20 protein-coding genes are annotated in these 18,189 nt (G+C 65.5%); 9 read left to right on the top strand and 11 right to left on the bottom strand.

Translation table 11 applies throughout. From position 1 onward, the window contains the following. The first annotated feature begins 13 nt into the window (after window positions 1–13). Window positions 14–1,027: a ferrochelatase gene (gene hemH, locus K4G67_RS04235; protein ID WP_239805370.1), complete on the top strand. Its 1,014-nt coding sequence runs from the start codon at window positions 14–16 to the stop codon at window positions 1,025–1,027. On the opposite strand, the gene K4G67_RS04230 is transcribed toward hemH, so the two are convergent. Next, window positions 1,024–1,632, bottom strand: a complete 609-nt coding sequence (locus tag K4G67_RS04230; protein WP_239805140.1) for an HNH endonuclease — start codon at window positions 1,630–1,632, stop codon at window positions 1,024–1,026. The genes hemH and K4G67_RS04230 overlap by 4 nt on opposite strands. A 214-nt stretch (window positions 1,633–1,846) precedes the next feature. Here K4G67_RS04230 and gluQRS point away from each other — a divergent pair, with 214 nt between their 5' ends. The 4 genes from gluQRS (at window position 1,847) to K4G67_RS04210 (ending at window position 3,927) form a co-directional block, all read left to right on the top strand. Beyond that, window positions 1,847–2,695 (top strand): tRNA glutamyl-Q(34) synthetase GluQRS, encoded by an 849-nt coding sequence (gluQRS, locus tag K4G67_RS04225; protein ID WP_239805369.1) that lies wholly within the window; start codon window positions 1,847–1,849, stop codon window positions 2,693–2,695. Window positions 2,696–2,736: 41 nt separating this feature from the next. Further along, window positions 2,737–2,964: a hypothetical protein gene (locus tag K4G67_RS04220; RefSeq protein ID WP_239805139.1), complete on the top strand. Its 228-nt coding sequence runs from the start codon at window positions 2,737–2,739 to the stop codon at window positions 2,962–2,964. A gap of 6 nt (window positions 2,965–2,970) precedes the next feature. Continuing rightward, window positions 2,971–3,543 carry a cob(I)yrinic acid a,c-diamide adenosyltransferase gene (locus K4G67_RS04215; RefSeq protein ID WP_239805138.1) on the top strand — a complete coding sequence of 191 codons (573 nt, stop codon included), beginning with the start codon at window positions 2,971–2,973 and terminating at the stop codon, window positions 3,541–3,543. Window positions 3,544–3,606: 63 nt separating this feature from the next. Further along, complete coding sequence (locus K4G67_RS04210) at window positions 3,607–3,927, top strand: hypothetical protein (protein ID WP_239805137.1); 321 nt, start codon at window positions 3,607–3,609, stop codon at window positions 3,925–3,927. 6 nt (window positions 3,928–3,933) lie between these two features. Here K4G67_RS04210 and K4G67_RS04205 read toward each other — a convergent pair whose 3' ends face one another. Further along, entirely contained in the window at window positions 3,934–4,326 is a 393-nt protein-coding gene (locus K4G67_RS04205) for a YidH family protein (protein WP_239805136.1), read from the bottom strand. Window positions 4,327–4,357: 31 nt separating this feature from the next. Next, window positions 4,358–6,970, bottom strand: a complete 2,613-nt coding sequence (gene mutS, locus K4G67_RS04200; protein WP_239805135.1) for a DNA mismatch repair protein MutS — start codon at window positions 6,968–6,970, stop codon at window positions 4,358–4,360. Window positions 6,971–7,126: 156 nt separating this feature from the next. On the opposite strand from mutS, the gene K4G67_RS04195 reads away from it, so the two are divergent. Then, complete coding sequence (locus K4G67_RS04195) at window positions 7,127–9,397, top strand: NADP-dependent malic enzyme (protein ID WP_239805134.1); 2,271 nt, start codon at window positions 7,127–7,129, stop codon at window positions 9,395–9,397. Between the two features lie 47 nt (window positions 9,398–9,444). Here the strand turns inward: K4G67_RS04195 and K4G67_RS04190 are convergent, their stop codons facing one another. From K4G67_RS04190 to dapB, 3 genes are all read right to left on the bottom strand, one after another. Then, window positions 9,445–9,894, bottom strand: a complete 450-nt coding sequence (locus K4G67_RS04190; RefSeq protein WP_239805133.1) for a pyridoxamine 5'-phosphate oxidase family protein — start codon at window positions 9,892–9,894, stop codon at window positions 9,445–9,447. A gap of 64 nt (window positions 9,895–9,958) precedes the next feature. Next, on the bottom strand, window positions 9,959–10,609 hold the full coding sequence (nth, locus tag K4G67_RS04185) for an endonuclease III (protein WP_239805132.1): 651 nt from the start codon (window positions 10,607–10,609) through the stop codon (window positions 9,959–9,961). A gap of 4 nt (window positions 10,610–10,613) precedes the next feature. Then, window positions 10,614–11,345: a 4-hydroxy-tetrahydrodipicolinate reductase gene (dapB, locus tag K4G67_RS04180; RefSeq protein WP_239805131.1), complete on the bottom strand. Its 732-nt coding sequence runs from the start codon at window positions 11,343–11,345 to the stop codon at window positions 10,614–10,616. A 75-nt stretch (window positions 11,346–11,420) separates the two neighbouring features. On the opposite strand from dapB, the gene K4G67_RS04175 reads away from it, so the two are divergent. Further along, a complete protein-coding gene (locus K4G67_RS04175; protein ID WP_239805368.1) occupies window positions 11,421–12,128 on the top strand; it encodes an NAD-dependent deacylase in 708 nt (235 codons plus the stop codon). A 40-nt stretch (window positions 12,129–12,168) separates the two neighbouring features. After that, window positions 12,169–12,471: a hypothetical protein gene (locus tag K4G67_RS04170; protein WP_239805130.1), complete on the top strand. Its 303-nt coding sequence runs from the start codon at window positions 12,169–12,171 to the stop codon at window positions 12,469–12,471. 11 nt (window positions 12,472–12,482) lie between these two features. Here K4G67_RS04170 and K4G67_RS04165 read toward each other — a convergent pair whose 3' ends face one another. The 5 genes from K4G67_RS04165 to K4G67_RS04145 form a co-directional block, all read right to left on the bottom strand. Next, window positions 12,483–13,721, bottom strand: coding sequence for a dicarboxylate/amino acid:cation symporter (locus tag K4G67_RS04165; protein ID WP_239805129.1), 1,239 nt, complete (start codon window positions 13,719–13,721; stop codon window positions 12,483–12,485). A gap of 80 nt (window positions 13,722–13,801) precedes the next feature. Beyond that, window positions 13,802–14,935 carry a succinyl-diaminopimelate desuccinylase gene (dapE, locus tag K4G67_RS04160; RefSeq protein ID WP_239805128.1) on the bottom strand — a complete coding sequence of 378 codons (1,134 nt, stop codon included), beginning with the start codon at window positions 14,933–14,935 and terminating at the stop codon, window positions 13,802–13,804. Window positions 14,936–14,996: 61 nt separating this feature from the next. Then, window positions 14,997–15,134: a hypothetical protein gene (locus K4G67_RS04155; protein WP_202082607.1), complete on the bottom strand. Its 138-nt coding sequence runs from the start codon at window positions 15,132–15,134 to the stop codon at window positions 14,997–14,999. A 42-nt stretch (window positions 15,135–15,176) separates the two neighbouring features. Then, window positions 15,177–16,334, bottom strand: a complete 1,158-nt coding sequence (locus K4G67_RS04150) for a M14 family metallopeptidase (protein WP_239805127.1) — start codon at window positions 16,332–16,334, stop codon at window positions 15,177–15,179. A gap of 9 nt (window positions 16,335–16,343) precedes the next feature. Further along, window positions 16,344–16,961 (bottom strand): DUF4136 domain-containing protein, encoded by a 618-nt coding sequence (locus tag K4G67_RS04145; protein ID WP_239805126.1) that lies wholly within the window; start codon window positions 16,959–16,961, stop codon window positions 16,344–16,346. Between the two features lie 133 nt (window positions 16,962–17,094). Here K4G67_RS04145 and galE point away from each other — a divergent pair, with 133 nt between their 5' ends. Further along, window positions 17,095–18,123, top strand: coding sequence for a UDP-glucose 4-epimerase GalE (galE, locus tag K4G67_RS04140; protein ID WP_239805125.1), 1,029 nt, complete (start codon window positions 17,095–17,097; stop codon window positions 18,121–18,123). Window positions 18,124–18,189 lie beyond the last annotated feature (66 nt).

Here is an 18,189-nt window from a genome sequence, read left to right as displayed (position 1 = left end):
GCCCGCAACCCCCATGCCGCGCCCCGCCGATCACCCGGCGGCCCCGACGGCACGCATTGCGGTGCTGCTGACCAATCTCGGCACGCCCGATGCGGCGGAAAAGGGGGCGGTGAAGCGTTACCTTAAACAATTCCTGTCCGACCGCCGCGTCGTCGAAATTCCCGCCATCGCGTGGCAGCCGATCCTGCGCGGGATCATCCTCAACACGCGGCCGGCGAAATCCGCCCATGCCTATGCGCAGGTATGGGGCGAGGACGGATCGCCGCTCGCCGCGATTACGAAGCATCAGGCCGAGCGGTTGCAGGACAGGCTGGGCGATCAGGTCACGGTCGACTGGGCGATGCGATACGGCAATCCGTCGATCCCCGCGCGGGTGCAGGCGTTGAAGGATACAGGTCACGACCGCATTCTCTTCGCGCCGCTCTACCCCCAATATTCGGGCGCGACGACGGCGACGGCGGTGGACGAGCTTGGCCGCGCGCTTGCCGACATGCGGTGGCAACCGGCGATCCGCACCCTGCCGCCCTATCACGACGATGCGGCCTATATCGCGGCGCTGTCGGAGGATCTTTCGCGGCAGATCAAGGCGCTCGCCCAAATGCCGGAGGTGCTGCTGCTCAGCTTTCACGGCATGCCCGAACGCACGCTGCATCTGGGGGATCCCTATCACTGTCATTGCCGGAAGACCGCGCGGCTTCTGGCCGCGGCGCTGGCGCCGGAATTTCCGGACCTGCGCATCGATACCACGTTTCAATCGCGCTTTGGCCGGGCCAAATGGCTTGAGCCGGCGACCGACACGGTGCTGGAGCAGGAGGCGAGGCGGGGGACGAAGCGGCTGGCCATCGCGGCGCCGGGCTTTTCGGCCGATTGCCTCGAAACGCTGGAAGAGCTGGCGATCCGGGGGCGGGAAAGCTTTGTCGAGCATGGCGGCGCGCAGTTCGATGCGCTGTCCTGCCTCAACGATGGGGCGCCGGGCATGGCAATGCTCGAAACGCTGATCCGGCGGGAATTGTCCGGCTGGATCTAGGCTTCCAGCTCGATGTCCCAATAGAGCCAGTCCCGCCAGGTTTCATGCAGGTAATGCGGCGGAAAGCCACGGCCGCGCTGCTGCAATTGCCAGTTGGTCGGGCGGATCGGCGCGAGTTTCAGCTGCATGCCTGCCTGTTTCGGCGTGCGTCCGCCCTTCTTCATGTTGCAGGGCGCACAGGCCGCGACGATGTTTTCCCAGCTCGTCTGCCCACCCAGCCTTCGGGGCACGACATGGTCGAAGGTGAGCTGTTTCGGGCTTCCGCAGAACTGACACTCGAACCGGTCGCGCAGGAATACGTTGAAGCGGGTGAAGGCGGGAAACTCCGACGGCTTCACATATTCGCGAAGCGCAATCACCGACGGGATCTGCATGTCGAGCGAGGGCGAATGCACCTGCCGTTCATAGCTTGCCACGATATCGACCCGGTCGAGGAACACGGCCTTGATCGCGGTCTGCCACGGCCAGAGCGACAGCGGATAATAGGACAGCGGAGAATAATCCGCGTTGAGGACAAGGGCAGGACATTGGCCGAGCGCGCGGGTCGGATCCTCCCTTGCGCTGGCGAGCGTGACGCGTTGTTCGATCAGCGCGTTGCTGAACATGCCGTTATCCGGCCTCCTCCACTGGGTGCCGGGACGCTATCGCATTGAGGCGTGACAGGTTGATGACGCATCGTAAGTGCCATTGCTGCCCCTAAGCTGCGCGCGCGTCAAGACTATATGCATAACTGACGCAGGATCGCCTCTTTCGCGCGCGCCTTTCAGGTAAGGCTTTTCGGGCCTTTCACGAGGGCGCATCGCCGCTATGCTGCGCGCGATGATCGTCACCCGCTTCGCGCCCAGCCCGAATGGCCCGCTGCATGCAGGGCACGCCCATGCCGCGATCGTCGCCCACGACCGGGCGCGGGCGGGCGGCGGGCGGTTCCTGCTCCGGATAGAGGATATCGACGGCGCGCGCAGCCGGGAGGAATTTGCCGCAGGGGCGCTCGCCGATCTGCGCTGGCTCGGGCTCGACTGGGACGGGCCGGTCATCCGCCAATCGGCGCGCATCGGTGCACATGCCGACGCGCTCGACCGGTTGCGCGCGATGGGTTTGGCCTATGCCTGCCGATGCACCCGCGCGGAGATTGCGGCGGCGGCATCGGCGCACGGTCCCGACGGCCCGCTCTATCCCGGCACGTGCAGGGGGCGCGGCGTCGATGCCCGCGATGGCGCGGTGGCATGGCGGCTCGACATGAACGCCGCCGCGGCGCGGGCAGGGCCGCTCACCTGGCATGACGAGCGGCGGGGCGAGATACGCGCGACGCCCGAAATCTTCGGCGACATCGTGCTCGCGCGCAAGGATGCGCCGGGAAGCTATCACCTCGCCGTGACCTGGGACGATGCGGCGGACGGGATTACCTGCGTCACCCGCGGGATGGATCTGTTTGCCGCGACCCATGTGCACCGCCTGCTGCAACAACTGCTGCGCCTGCCGGTGCCGGTGTGGCACCACCATGCGCTGATCGTGGAAGGGGATGGGCGCAAGCTGGCGAAACGCCGCGGTTCGCCCTCCCTTGCCGACATGCGTGGCGCCGGGGTGGACGGGCGTGCATTTGCGGCGGATCTGCGCGGGGGGCGTCTGGGCAAAGGATTGTATTGGGGTGATGGGGGGAGTGAGGGATAGGGGGCTGGAAATGCGTGGGCGGCGTCCCTATCTTGACGCCCATGAACACCATCCTTGCCATTGTCATCGCCATTCTGGCCATCATGGTCGTCGTCTCGCTCGTGAAGGGGATCGTCGCGTTCCTCCAAACGACGAAACTCGATCTCGAAGGTGGCGACGAACGGATCGAGATGATGCAGATTCGCCAGAACAAGGCGATGTTCGCCCGCATCAAATATCAGGCGGCCGCGATCATCGTCGTCGCGCTGCTGCTCGTCATCAATAGCTGATCCGGCGTGGTCCGGCTCAACAGGATCTACACGCGCACCGGCGACGACGGCACCACCGGCCTTGTCGACGGTTCGCGCATCGCGAAAAATGCCGCGCGCATGGCCGCCATCGGCACGGTGGACGAGGCGAACTGCGCCATTGGCGTTGCGGTTTGCGCCGCGCCCGATGGCGACATTGCCGCCGATCTGCGCCGGATACAGAATGACCTCTTCGATCTTGGGGCCGACCTCGCCACGCCGGGCGACGATTTCACGTGCGGAGAGATGCAGCTTCGCATGACCGATGCGCAAGGTCAGTGGCTGGAATCACGAATCGATGCGCTGAACGAAAGGCTGGAGCCGTTGAAGAGCTTCATCCTGCCCGGCGGGAGCGAGATTGCGGCGCGGGTGCATGTCGCGCGGGCGTCGGTACGGTCGGCGGAACGGGCATGTGTCGCACTCGCCCAACAGCATGCCGTCAATCCCGCCGCGCTGGCTTACGTCAATCGGCTGTCGGATTACCTGTTCGTGGCGGCGCGCGCGTTCAATGACCATGGCCGGGCCGATGTTTTGTGGGTGCCGGGGGCCCATCGCGGCTGATCCCGTCGGAACCGGGGAGGGTCGCCGCCCGTTCCTTCATGCAAACGTAAACAGGAATTGAACATGGCAGACCCCACCAACGACAACGCCCACGAAAACCTCAACACCGAACAGCGCGACAAGGACACGCAGGCGCAGACCGTTTCGCGCCAGGCGCAGGGCCGCCGCGTATCGAGCTATTCGCTCGACGAGGATAGCGACAAGCCCGAAAAAGGCCCGCTCGATGAAAGCACGCAGGGCGATCTGGTCGACAAGATGAAGCAGATGGACACCGGCGGCATCGACATGAGCGCCTATCGCGGTGAGCCGAACCACGACGATAACGAGAAGAAATACGGCAAGTCCAACATCATGAAGGACGAGCCGGGCCATTCCGACAGCTGAACCGGCTTATCCGCCGGTGCCGATGTCCCGCGCCAGCCATATCGCGATGGCGAGGATGATCGCACCGGCGGCAACCGCATAGGCGATCCATTTCAGGCGCGGCATGTCGGGCGAATCCACCTCGTGCGGGTTCATCCGCGTCAGCGCCCGGCACGCCCGCCGTTCGGCCCCGATGGCAAACACCGCGGCCAGCAGCATGAACATGGTCGCGATCACGCGGGCGAGCCATGGCGGGTCCAGCTCCCCGAACAAGGCGCGGAAAGCGATGCCGATGCCGATCGCGGCAAAGGCGGTGCGCATCCACCCGGCAAAGGTCCGCTCCACCGCCATGATCGTGCGATCTTCGGCGAGGTGCGTCCGGCTGGAGGCGTCCTGCGACTTGATCTCGTCTTCTGTCATAAGAAAAGAATGACCGCCGCCGCCGCCCCGGTCAATCGGCGGCGTCGCGTTTGAGCCTGTAAAGCATGTCGAGCGCATCGCGCGGCGAGAGCGCATCGACATCGAGCGCGGCGAGCGTATCGCGCAGCGTGTCGCACTGCTCCTCCTCCGCTTCGGCCACGGCGGCGAACAGCGGCAATTCGCCGAGCCCCGCCGCCAGCCCGCCGGTTTCCGCGCGCCCCTTTTCCAGCCTGTCGAGCACCTTCTTCGCCCGCGCGATCACGGGGGCGGGCACACCGGCCAGCCGCGCGACCGCAAGCCCGTAGCTGCGATCCGCCGGTCCGTCCGCCAGCTCGTGCAGGAGAACCAGATCGCCCTTCCACTCCCGCGCGCGAACGTGGTGGAGCGACAAGGCCTCGCATGTTTCGGCAAGGCGGGACAATTCATGGTAATGCGTCGCGAACAGGCAACGGCATTGCAATGTGCCATGCACGCTTTCCGCCACCGCCCAGGCCAGCGCCAGCCCGTCATAGGTGGAGGTACCGCGCCCGACCTCGTCGAGGATGACGAAGCTGCGATCGGTGGCCTGGGACAGGATCGCGGCGGTCTCCACCATTTCGACCATGAAGGTGGAGCGGCCCTTCGCCAGATTGTCCGATGCGCCGACCCGGCTGAACAACCGGTCGACGAGGCCGATCGTCGCGCTGTCCGCGGGGACGAAACCCCCCGCCTGGGCGAGCAGGACGATCAGCGCATTCTGACGCAGGAATGTCGATTTGCCGCCCATGTTCGGCCCGCCGATGAGCCAGAGCCGGTCCGTGTCCGAAAGCGCGCAATCATTGGCAACGAAGCGGTCGCGCCCCTTTGCCAGCGCGGCCTCCACCACCGGGTGCCGCCCGCCGCGAATGTCGAGGCAGGGGGCATCGGCGATGTCGGGCCGCACCCAGCCGCCCTCGGCGGCGCGCTCCGCCTGCCCTGCGCATACGTCGATCCGGGCGAGCGCATGGGCGGTGGCGGCGATGCCCTCGGCATGGGCGGCGGTCATCGCGACCAGCTCCTCGAAATGTGCATCCTCGGCGGCGAGTGCACGTCCGCCCGCCTCGGCAATGCGGCTGGCCTGTTCGTGCAAGGCCAGCGCGTTGAAGCGGACCGCGCTCTGCATTGTCTGCCGATGGGTAAAGCCGCTGTCCGCCGCCATCAGCGCATCGGCATGGCGCGCGGGCACCTCGATGAAATAGCCGAGCACGCCATTGTGCTTGATCTTGAGCGCGGCAATGCCGGTCGCATCGCGGTAATCCTGTTCGAGCGCGGCAATCGCCTGCCGCCCGTTCTTTGCAATGTCGCGCAATTCGTCGAGCGCGGCATCGTATCCCTTTGCGATATAGCCGCCCTGCGCCCGCTCCGTCGGCGGAGTTTCGACCAGTGCGCGGATAAGCGCCTGCACCAGAGCGCCATGCCCGGTCAGGGCAGGGCGGAGCCGTTCGAACAGCGCGGGCCGGTCCGCCATCTCGCCAATCATCTGGTGCAGTTCATAGGCAAGGCCGAGCCCGTCGCGAATCTGTCCAAGATCGCGCGGGCTGCCCCGCCCGGCGACCACCCGGCCAAGCGCGCGTGCAATATCGGGCAGGCCGCGCATCAATCCGCGCAGATCCTCGCGCAGCAAGGCATCGCCGTAAAGCCGGTCCACCGCCGCGAGCCGTTCGCGAATCGCCTCCGCCTCGGCAAGCGGCGCGGACAGATCCTCGGCCAGCAGGCGCGCCCCCGCCCCGGTGAGGCACCGGTCGATGCAATCGATCAGGCTGCCCGAACGCGTGCCCGATGCCGATTGCAGGATTTCAAGGCTGGCGCGCGTGGCCTCGTCCATGGCGAGGTGGCCGTGTGCCGCCCGCGCCCGTGGCGGCAGCAGCAAGGGCAATTGCCCGCGCCCGACATGGTCGAGATAGGCGATCAGCCCGCCCGCCGCCGCCAGCGCCGCCCGGTCGAACGCCCCGAACCCGTCCAGCGTCGAAACCTGGTGCAGCGATTTCAGCCGCGCCTCGCCCCTGTCCGATGCGAAATCCGCGGCCGGGCGCGTGATGGCGTCCTCGGGCGCATGCTCCCACGCCTCCGGCACGACGACCTCGCTCGCCCCGATCCGCGACAGGGCCGCCGCCAGGTTGCCCGCCTCATGACTTTCGAGGATCATCGCGCCGGTCGAAATATCCACCGCCGCGATACCGACCCGGTCGTGCAACGGCGCCAGCGCGACCAGCGTGTTGGCCCTGCGCGATTCAAGCAGGTTATCCTCGGTCAGCGTGCCGGCGGTCACGAAGCGCACGATGTCGCGCCTCACCAATACCTTGGACCCGCCACCCTCGCGCTTCGTGCGCTCCTTCGCCTCGGCCGGGGTTTCGACCTGTTCGGCGATGGCGACCCGGCACCCTGCACGGATCAGCCGGGCAAGATAGCTTTCCGCCGAATGCACCGGCACGCCGCACATCGGCACCGGCGCGCCATCGTGTTCGCCCCGGCTCGTCAATGCGATGTCGAGCACGGCGGCGGCCCGGCGCGCATCGTCGAAGAACAGTTCGAAAAAGTCGCCCATGCGGTAGAACAGCAGGCAATCGTCCGCCTGGCTCTTGAGCGCGAGATATTGCGCCATCATCGGGGTGGGTCCGGATGCCATACCGCATCGCCTAGCCGACGAGGCGCGATTCGCCAAAGTCGGGCAATCTGCTATCCCCATCGAAAACTTGGCGCGAAAACTTGGCCGCGCGCCCTATCCCGATCGCGATTTGCGCGATAGGGCGGATTTGTAGGTGTATTCCAACGGGAGGCCATTTTGGCGAATGACGGCGACAATCGGAACAGCAGCTTTACCGAGCGTGAGGCGCTGTTCTACCATTCCACGATCCGACCCGGAAAGATCGAGATCGTCGCGTCGAAACCCATGGCGACGCAGCGCGATCTCAGCCTCGCCTACTCCCCCGGCGTCGCAGCGCCGGTGCAGGCCATCGCCGACGATCCGTCGACCGCGGCGATCTATACCGCGCGGTCCAACCTCGTCGCGGTGATTTCCAACGGCACGGCCATCCTGGGCATGGGCAATCTGGGCGCGCTCGCGTCCAAGCCGGTGATGGAGGGCAAGGCCGTGCTCTTCAAGCGTTTCGCCGACGTCGATTCCATCGATATCGAGCTCGCGACCGAGGATCCCGACGCCTTCATCAATGCCGTCGCGCTGATGGAGCCGAGCTTTGGCGGCATCAACCTCGAAGATATCAAGGCGCCCGAATGCTTCATCATCGAGCAGGCGCTTCGCGAACGCATGAACATTCCCGTCATGCACGACGATCAGCACGGCACCGCGATCATCGCGGCGGCCGGGCTCATCAATGCGCTGCACCTCACCGGGCGCCGGATGGAGGATGTGAAGATGGTCGTGAACGGCGCGGGCGCGTCGGCCATCGCGTGTACCGCTCTCATCAAGGCGATGGGCGTGCGGCATGAAAACGTCATCATGTGCGACCGTTCCGGCCCGATCTATCCCGGCCGCGACGATGTGGATCAATGGAAATCGGCGCACGCCGTCGATACGGACAAGCGCACCCTCGAAGAGGCGCTGGTCGGTGCCGATATCTTCCTCGGCCTGTCGGCGGCGGGCGCGCTGAAACCCGAATGGGTGGCGAAGATGAACGACCGCCCGATCATCTTTGCCATGGCCAATCCCGAACCCGAAATCCGCCCCGAACTGGCGCGTGAGGTAAAGCCCAATGCGATCATCGCCACCGGCCGTTCGGATTATCCGAACCAGGTGAACAACGTGCTCGGCTTCCCCTTCATCTTCCGCGGCGCGCTCGACGTGCGGGCGACCGCCATCAACGAGGAGATGAAGATCGCCGCTGCCGAGGCCATCGCGGAACTTGCCCGCGAACGCGTGCCGGAGGAAGTCGCCGCGGCCTATGGCGTCGATCATCAGTTCGGCGAGGATTACATCATCCCCGCCCCCTTCGACCCGCGTTTGATGGAGCGGGTGTCCGCCGCCGTCGCGAAGGCGGCGATGGATTCGGGCGTCGCGCAGACGGCGATCGAGGATTTCGACGCCTACAAGATGTCGCTGAAGGCGCGGCTCAACCCCACCACCTCGGTCCTGACCAAGGTGTACGAAAACCTGCAGCAGAACCCCAAACGCGTCGTCTTTGCAGAGGCGGAGGAAGATGTCGTCATCCGCGCCGCGATACAGTTCCGCGATTTCGGCTATGGCGAACCCGTGCTCGTCGGACGCACGGGCGCGGTGTGCGACAAGCTGCGCGAGCTTGGCGTCGACGATCCCGAAAGCTACGAGATCCAGAATTCCGCCGATAGCGAGCACGTGCCCGCCATGGTCGATTTCCTGTACGAACGGTTGCAACGGCGCGGCTATACCGAACGCGACGTGCGCCGCATGGTGAATCAGGACCGCAATGTTTTCGCCTCGCTGCTGCTCGCGCTGGACAAGGGCGATGCGATGATCACCGGCCTCACCCGCCCCTTTGCACAGACCGCGCGCGAGGTCGGGTTGGTGCTCGACGCAAAACCGGGGGAGGTGCCGTTCGGCGTCCACATGATGCTGGGCAAGAACTACACGGTATTCCTGGCCGATACGACGATCAACGAACGTCCCGATGCCAAGACGCTGGCCCATATCGCGAAGGAAACGGCAAAGGTCGCGCGCCGGCTGGGTCACGAACCGCGCGTGGCGTTCCTGTCCTATTCCACCTTCGGCAATCCGTCGGGCAAATGGCTCGAAAACATCCGCGAGGCGGTGCACATCCTCGATGAGGAAGAGCCCGGTTTCGAGTATGAGGGCGAAATGGCGCCCGATGCTGCGCTCAACCCCGACGTGATGAAGCTTTACCCGTTCAGCCGGCTGTCCTCGCCTGCCAACGTACTCATCATGCCGGGGCTGCAATCGGCGAACCTGTCGGCGAAACTGCTGCGCGAGCTTGCCGGCGCATCGACCATCGGCCCGATGCTGATCGGCATGGAAAAGCCGGTGCAGATCGCGCCGATGACCAGCATCGCACCCGAAGTGCTGACGCTTGCCGTGCTCGCCGCGGCGGAGGTCGTGGGCTGATCGCGGGCGGCGGCGGGGCGATGCGTCCGCCCCGCCGCCGCGCATGTTCATGTGATTTCGAAGTCGCCTTCGTCCTCGCCATCCCAATAGGCCGCGCGGCTGGCCGCCACGTGCAGCATGACCATGCCGCCGGTGTCGATCCCGTCCTCGAACCAGCGGTCGAGCTCGTCGACCCAATGTTCGGCAAAGGCGCCCTTGTCGCGCACGATCTTCGCCTCGCCCTCGATCGCGATGAAGATGCCGGGCGCGCCGTCGGGCGATCCCGCGCCCTGTAGCGACAGGCCGACTTTCGGGTCGGCCTCGATATCCTCCACCATGCGCGATGTGTCCCAGGTGAAATAATAGCTGTCGCCGTCGTAATCGACCTGGCGGTTGTTGCTCATCGGACGGGCGCCGATCCGGCCCCCCGTCGTATGGGTGTTGAGCATGACGAAGTCGATGTCCTTCATCGCCTTTGCAATATGGTCGAGATGCTTTGCAGTGCCTGTTTCCGCCATGGCCGTTCCTTTGCTGGATAGACCAGGGAAACCGTCGGGGCGGGCGCCCCGTTCCGCACCGCGCCTACCGCTTCGCCGGTTTTTCCATCACCTTGCCGCGAAAGCTGCACAGATCCGCCACGGTGCAGCGCCAGCATTCGGGCGCGCGCGCCTTGCAGACATAGCGGCCATGCAGGATGAGCCAGTGATGCGCGCCCATGCGGAACGGGCCGGGCACGCGCTTTTCGAGCTTGGCCTCCACCGCTTCGGGGGTTTTCCCCTTGGCGAGGCCGGTGCGGTTGCCGACGCGGAGGATATGCGTGTCGACGGCGAAGGTTTCCTGCCCGAACCAGCAATTGAGCACCACATTCGCCGTCTTGCGCCCGACGCCGGGCAGGCGGACGAGATCCTCCCGCGTGTCGGGCACCGTGCCGCCATAATCCTCGATCAGCAGGTGAGAGAGGGCGATGACGTTCTTCGCCTTGGAATTGAAGAGGCCGATGGTCTTGATATGCTCTTTCAACCCGTCCTCGCCGAGGTCGAGCATCTGCTGCGGCGTTTCCACCTTTGCGAAAAGCGCGCGGGTCGCCTTGTTCACCCCGACATCGGTCGCCTGCGCCGACAGGGCGACCGCGACGACGAGTTGAAAGGCATTGCCGTATTCCAGCTCGGTTTCGGGATCGGGATTGTCTTCGGCGAGGCGGCGGAAGAATTCGAAGATCTGGTCCTTGGTCATCCGTTTACAGGCCCAGCACCTCCGGCATGGTATAGCGGCCCGCCGCCCGCCCGATCAGCCATTCGGCCCCGTGCACCGCCCCGCGCGCGAAGATCATGCGATTTTCCGCGCCATGCGACAATGTGATGCGTTCCTCCTCGCCGGCGAAGATCACGCTGTGCTCGCCCGCGACCGTCCCGCCGCGAAGCGCGGCAAAGCCGATGGCGCCCTCGGCCCGGCGGCCGGTATGGCCATCGCGCGCGCGCGCGCTGTGCGTCGCGAGGTCGATCCCGCGCCCGCGCGCCGCCGCCTCGCCCAGCAGGAGAGCGGTGCCCGACGGGGCGTCGACCTTGTTGCGGTGGTGCATCTCCACGATCTCGACATCGAAATCCGGGCCGAGCCGGGCGGCCGCCTCCTCCACCAGATGCGCGAGCATCGTCACGCCGAGCGAGGTATTCCCGGTTTGCAGCACGGCGATATCGCGCGCCGCCGCGTCGATGGCACCGTGGTGCGCATCGCCAAGCCCGGTCGTCCCGATCAACACGGCGGCCCCGCCCGCCACGGCCGCGTCCAATGTCGCGGCAAGCGCATCGGGCGAGGAAAAATCGACGAGCGCGTCGCTGTCGCGCGCGAGGGCGGCAATGTCGCCGGTGTCGCGGTCAACCCCGCCGGTGCATTCATGGCCCGATGCGGCGATCGCGCTGGCCAGCGCCTGCCCCATGCGGCCATTGATTCCGACGATGCCGATACGTGCCATATGTCTAGCCTTTTGTCCTGTGCGGTGTTGTCGTGTCCGGTGTTGTCGTGCTTCATGCGGGACATGAAAGACAACATCAACGCATTGCGGAACATCGTCATCCTCACCGGCGCGGGCGTATCCGCCGAAAGCGGCATCGACACATTTCGCAGCGCCGGCGGATTGTGGGAGCAGCACCGGGTCGAGGATGTCGCCACGCCCGAAGGGTTCGCCCGCGACCCCGATCTCGTGCTCCGCTTCTACGACATGCGGCGCGAGGCGATCCAGACGAAGGAACCGAATCCGGCGCACAATGCGCTCGCCCGGCTGGACCGGGAATTCGGCGGTGAACTGCTGATCGTGACGCAGAACGTCGACGATCTGCACGAACGGGCGGGCGCGACACGCGTGCTGCACATGCATGGCGAACATTTGAACGCATGGTGCACCGCCTGCGATGTGCGGAGCCGGTGGACCGGCACGTTGATCGACCGGCCCGCATGCCCCAATTGCGGGGAGGCGGCATTGCGGCCCGATGTCGTATGGTTCGGGGAAATGCCGTATGAAATGGAGCGGATCTATGCCGCATTGCGCGAGGCCGATCTGTTCGTGTCGATCGGCACGTCGGGGGCGGTCTATCCCGCCGCCGGTTTCGTGCGGGAGGCAAAGGCGATGGGCGCCGCCACGCTGGAACTGAATCTCGAACGCAGCCAGGGATCGGGCTGGTTCGACGAAACGCGGCTTGGCCCTGCGGGGATCATCGTGCCCGAATGGGTGGATTCGGTGCTGGCGCATTGGGAATAGACGCCTTACCGTCCGGTTTCCTCGCAAAAGGATGACACGCTTGCGCCTGCTTCTGCTTCTTTCGTTCGTCGCGCTTTCCGGCTGTGTAAAGCAGCAGGCGGTGCAATCCGGGCTCACCGATGCGGGTGTGCGTACGCCGGTCGCGCGGTGCATGGCGGCGGAAATGGCCGATCGCCTCTCGGTCGCGCAATTGCGGAAACTGTCACGGGCGAAGGCGCGCGATGGCGAACGGACCGAAAAGCTCACGATTGCCGATTATGTCGAACGCGCCCGCCGCGTCGGCGACCCGGAGGTCATCGCCGTAACGGGCGCCGCCGCGGCCTATTGCTCCGCCACGCGGTAAACGGCGAAGCGTTATACGTCGTCGGCGGAAATCATCTCACGCCGGTCGATCTCGCCCGTCATCACCGCCACGGTCGTCGCCACCGCCGCATCGCCCGACACGTTGGTGGTGGTGCGCATCATGTCCATGATCCGGTCGACCCCCGCGACGAAGGCAATCGTTTCGAGCGGCACGCCCACCGCCCCGAACACCAGCGCCATCATGATCAGCCCCGCACCCGGAATGCCCGCCGCGCCCACCGCGCCCAGCGTGGCGAGGATGGAGATCAGGAAATAATCGGCCCAGGTCAAATCCACGCCGAAGATCTGCGCCCCGAACAATGTCGCAAGGCCGAGATACATCGCCGTGCCGTTCATGTTGATCGTCGCGCCCAGTGACACGACGAAGCTCGCCACCGAATTCGACACGCCCAGATTGCGCTCGGCACAGCGCATGGTGACGGGCAGCGTCGCATTGGACGATGCGGTCGAATAGCTGACCGCCATGGCGTCGATGATTCCGCGAAAGAAATCGCGCACCGGTAACCGGGCCAAAAACCTGATCATCGCCGAATACAGGACGAAGATAATCAGCAGACAGCCAAGGTAATTGAGCGCGACCAGCTTCGACAAGGCGATCAGCGCGTCGAGCCCCAGCGTGCCCGCCACCCATGCCATCAACGCGAACACGCCGAACGGGGTGAGTTCCATCACCACCATGGTGACCTTCTGCATGATGACGGCGCCGCTATCGAATACTTTCTGCACCGGCACGCCATCGTCGGCGGCCATCAGAATGCCGATCCCGATAAGCAGGGAAAACACGATCAGCGGCAGGACAGATACATCGGCCATCACCTGCACCGGGCTTTCGGGCACGATGGACAGGATCATGTCCACCGCCGTCGTCGGCACCGGTTCGGGCACCGCGCCCATTTCGATGGCGGTGGTATCGACCCCCGCGCCCGGCGCCAGCACCGTGCCCAGCAAAAGGCCCAGCCAAACCGCGATCTGCCCCGTCACCACGAAGATCAGCATCGCGCGCCCGCCAACCGCGCCCAGCTTGCGAAGATCGCCAATGGCCGCGACGCCCGACACCAGGCTGAAGAAGATGAGCGGCACGACCAGCATCTTGATCGACTTGATGAAGAAATCGCCGATCCACTTGATGCTTTCGGCATCCGGCCCCCACCACATGCCGACCGCCACGCCGAGGATCAGCGCCGCGATCACCCGTTGCCACAAGGGTATGTTAAACCAGATACGGAACATGGGTTCGACCCTCTTTCGCGCGCAGATGCAGTCGGCCCTTGTGGCCTCAGTCGACCCCGCCCGCAAGTGGGCGGCGGCGGTTATGCGGACAAGGCGGCGCGCACCGTGCGCGCATAGATCCGGGTCAGCATGTCGAGATCGGCAATGGCGACCGCCTCGTCCCGCTTGTGCATGGTTGCGTTGCACAGGCCGAATTCGATGACGGGGCACAGCGCGCGTAAAAAGCGCGCGTCCGATGTCCCGCCGCTCGTCGACAATTTGGGGTCGATGCCGGTTTCGGCCCGGATCGCGTCGGCCAGCAGCGTCGAAAATTCGCCCGGCGGGGTCAGGAACGGCTCGCCGGAGATGACAGGAACCGCCGTGCCCCCATGGCTTTCGGCGATCGCCTTCACCCGCGCGCCCAGTTCGGCGCCGGTGTGCGTGTCGTTGAAGCGGATGGAGATGCGCGCCTTCGCCTGTGCCGGGATGACGTTATGGGCCGGGTTGCCAACCTCCAGCTCGGTGATTTCGAGGTTCGACGGCTGAAACCAGTCGGTCCCCTCGTCGAGCGTCAGCGCATCGAGTTCGGCCAGCATCGCGACGAGCCTGGGAATCGGATTGTCGGCAAGATGCGGATAGGCGACGTGCCCCTGCGTGCCCGTGACCGACAGGAAGATATTGACCGAACCGCGCCGCCCGATCTTCATCATGTCGCCCAGCCGGTTGACCGAGGTCGGCTCCCCGACGAGGCACAGGTCGGGCGCGATATTCGCGGCGGCCATGTGTTCCATGATCGCGCGCGTGCCGTGGACGGCGGGGCCTTCCTCGTCGCCGGTGATGATGAAGCTGATCGTGCCGGCATCGGCGGGAATGGCGGCCACGGCGGCGATCATGCAGGCGATCGACCCTTTCATGTCCACCGCCCCGCGGCCATAGAGCAGTTCGCCCCGTATTTCGGGCGCGAAGGCATCGGAGTGCCACCCCTCGCCCGGCGGCACCACGTCGAGATGGCCAGCAAAGGCGAAATGGCGGCTCCCCACCGGCCCTTCGCGTATGGCGAGGAGGTTTTCGACCGGTCCGTCGGGCGCCGCCCCGTCGACGGTGCGCGTCACGGCAAAGCCGAGCGGTTCCAGCATCGCGGCCATCGTGTCGAATACCGCGCCGCGCGCCGGTGTCATGCTTTCGCATGCCATGAGGCGCCGGGCGAGGTCGAGCGGTGAGGAAATGTCGGTCATGGTGCGCAGCGTTAGCGCAGCCGCCTATGGAAAAGCCAGTGCCGTCAGATGCAACGGCGGATCAGAACGGAAGAAACGGCCCCGCCGCCGCCAGCGCCATCGCACAGCCCGCGATGACGCAGCTTCGCGCGAGGGCGCCGGGCGTGGCGGCCAGGCGGGACCGGACAATGTGATCGGCGCGGGATACGAAAGCGTTCATGGCTTCCGAAAATAGCGCCGAAATCCTAACGCTTCGTTAAAATCAGCCCCGCCGCACCAGCCATTGATAGAGCGCCGCCATGCACGACCGGCCGAGCTCGATACAGCGGTCCGGGCTCCACCCGTTGGTCGCATCGGCCATCGGGGCGTGGTCCTTGAACGGCATTTCCAACGTCATCGACACCGCGCCGAAACGCTGCGCGAGCTGATTGGTGGAAATCGCCAGGTTCGCCTTGCCCTTTGCGGTGACGGGGTAGCCCTTTTCGGTCTGGAAATCGGGCGTCTGCGCGACAAGAAGCTCGGAATAGAGCGCATACCCCTTTGCCTGCTCCTCGCTCGCATCGGCGATGCCTTCGAACCCTGCGAGGAAAACGGCGGCGATCGCCTCGTCCCCGTGCACGTCCATCGCGAAATCGACGCCGGTTTCGTCCATCGCGTTGCGGATGGCATAGATTTCCGGAGATGTTTCGGGCGAGGGATCCTGCCATTCGCGGTTGAGATTGGTGCCGATGCCATTGGTGCGCAAATGGCCGCGGCGGCTGCCGTCCGGGTTGCAATTGGGCACGATGTGGAATGTCGCCTTCTGGCGCAGGGCGCGGCCCACCGGGTCGGACGGATCGGTAAGCAGGGCGATCGCCCCCTCCATCCACCATTCCGCCATCGATTCGCCGGGATGCTGCCGCGCGTAGAGCCAGACCTGCGTCTCGCCCTCACCCATTTCGAGGCAGTCGATCGCCTGCCCGTCGAGCGTTTCGCCCAATGTGCGATGGGTGACCCCTTCGGTCAGCGCGGCCTGCGCGACCAGATCGTGGTGCCGGTCCATCGAATAGGGCGCGAAATAGGCGAACCAGGCAAGGTCGCCCATCGGCGTGTAGCGGATGGTGAGCGTTCCGCCATCCTCGCCCGGCGCCCATTCGGTATCCGCGCGCAGCCATTCGGCGCGATCCTCCGACACGCACGCCTTGTAATCGGCCCAGCCGTCCGGATAGGCCGATTGCGCAAGACCGGTGATCCGCAGCGTCAGTTCGCGCCCCGCCGCCCCGGCGACACGGAAATGGAACCACTGGAAAAAATCGCTCTGCTCATCCTTGCGGATGGTCAGCCATGCCTCCGCCCCCGAAACGCGCGTTACCGCGATATTGCCGGCATCGAAGGCGGCATTGATGGCAATATCGGCATTTTCGTAGGGCGTATCGGTCATGGGGTCGGATCAGTCCTTTACGGTGTAGGTTTCGCTGGGTTCGCCCGGAAAATCGGCGAACAGGGCGGCGGCCAGCCTTTGCGCGGCGGTGGCCGCGTCGGCAAGCCCGGATTTGGCTTTCACATATTGGTCGGCGCGGCCTTCCCACACCGATTCGCCGCTGGCCCTGTCGCGGATCACGACCGAAAGCTCGTTCGACACCTGCTCCGGCGGCGGGCCGCTGAGGTCGATGCCGACGCCCACGCCGACGCCCGAGCCATATCCGCCGGTCGATCCGCCAACCCCGACGCTGACGGGGCTGCGGCGGCGTTCGGCGCGCATCGTGTCGCGGCGCACGAAGATTTCGGCGACCTGCGCGCTGTCGGCACGGCTTGTCGGGGTATAGCCTGCTTGCGAAAGCTCGGCCGCGACGGCGGCGCGCCACGGCTCCAGCATCAGCGAGCCGCCCGGCGCATCGGGGGTCACGATCTGAACCGTGCCGCGGTCGGCCAGGTTCAATCGTTCGAGCGCGCTGAACCGTGTGACATCGACGGGCGGCGTCGTCGCGCACGCCCCCAGCATCGCCGGCGCGACGAGTGCGAGCGCCAGCATGGGCAGGGTTGCTGGCGTAAATGGGCGAATGGTCATGGTCGTCTCCCGAACCGGCGAAATAATGTGAAGCGTCCGATTAGGGGATGCATCGTGTATTCGCGCTTAACTTGCAGGCCGGGTTCGAATAGGTCACCGATCGCGTATTGACCAAAATGCCGAGGAGCCCGCGATGGTGAAATCCGACGACAGTGCAAAAGTTCCGGTGCTGGTCACCGGCGGGGCCGGATATATCGGGAGCCATGCCGTGCTCGCCCTGCTCGACAAGGGGTGGGATGTCGCGGTGATCGACGATCTTTCCACCGGCTTTCGCTGGGCGATCCCGGACGAGGTGGCGTTTTATCGCGGTGACATCGCAGATGCCGAATTGCTGGCCCGCATCTTCGCCGAGCAGGGCAGCCAAGCGATCATGCATTTCGCAGGGTCGATCATCGTGCCGGAATCGGTGTCGGACCCGCTGAAATATTACGACAACAACACGGTGAAGGGTCGCGCGCTTATCGCCGCGGCGGTCGAACATGGCGTGCCGCACATGATCTTCTCCTCCACCGCGACGGTATATGGGGAGCCGGACCTGAAACCGCTTCAGGAGGATCTGCCGCTGTCGCCGGTCAATCCCTATGGCATGTCGAAGCTCATGACCGAGCGGATCCTTGCCGATTGCTCGCGCGCCTACGATCTCAACCATTGCGTGTTGCGCTATTTCAACGTGGCGGGCGCCGATCCCGACGCGCGTAGCGGGCAGTCCAGCATCGGGGCGACCCATCTCATCAAGGTGGCGGTCGAATCGGCCCTTGGCAAACGGGGGCCGGTCGGCGTGTTCGGCACCGATTATCCGACCCCCGACGGCACCGGCGTGCGCGATTATATCCATGTGTCGGACCTTGCCGATGCCCATGTTCTCGCGCTGGAGGCGTTGATCGCGCAGCCGGAACGCAGCCTGACCATGAATGTGGGATACGGGCGCGGTTTCTCCGTGCTCGAAGTGCTCGACGCGGTGGACCGGGTGGTGGGGCAGCCGGTGCCGCGCGTGATGGAGGGGCGCCGCGCGGGCGATGTGCCCTCGCTCGTGTCGGACAACAGCCGGATCATGGAAACCGTCCCGTGGAAGCCGCGCCACGACGATCTGGAAACGATCATCGGTCATGCGCTGCAATGGGAAAAGCGGCTCACCGGCCTGCGTGACGGGCAGGGCGGGTAACCCGCGCGCCAAACGTGCCTTGACTCAAGGCCGGGCTGCACCTATCCGCCCCACCTTGATTTCGGC

The organism is Croceicoccus hydrothermalis (assembly GCF_022378335.1).
Taxonomy (GTDB): Bacteria; Pseudomonadota; Alphaproteobacteria; order Sphingomonadales; family Sphingomonadaceae; genus Croceicoccus; species Croceicoccus hydrothermalis.
This window is presented reverse-complemented; position numbering and strand designations above follow the sequence as displayed.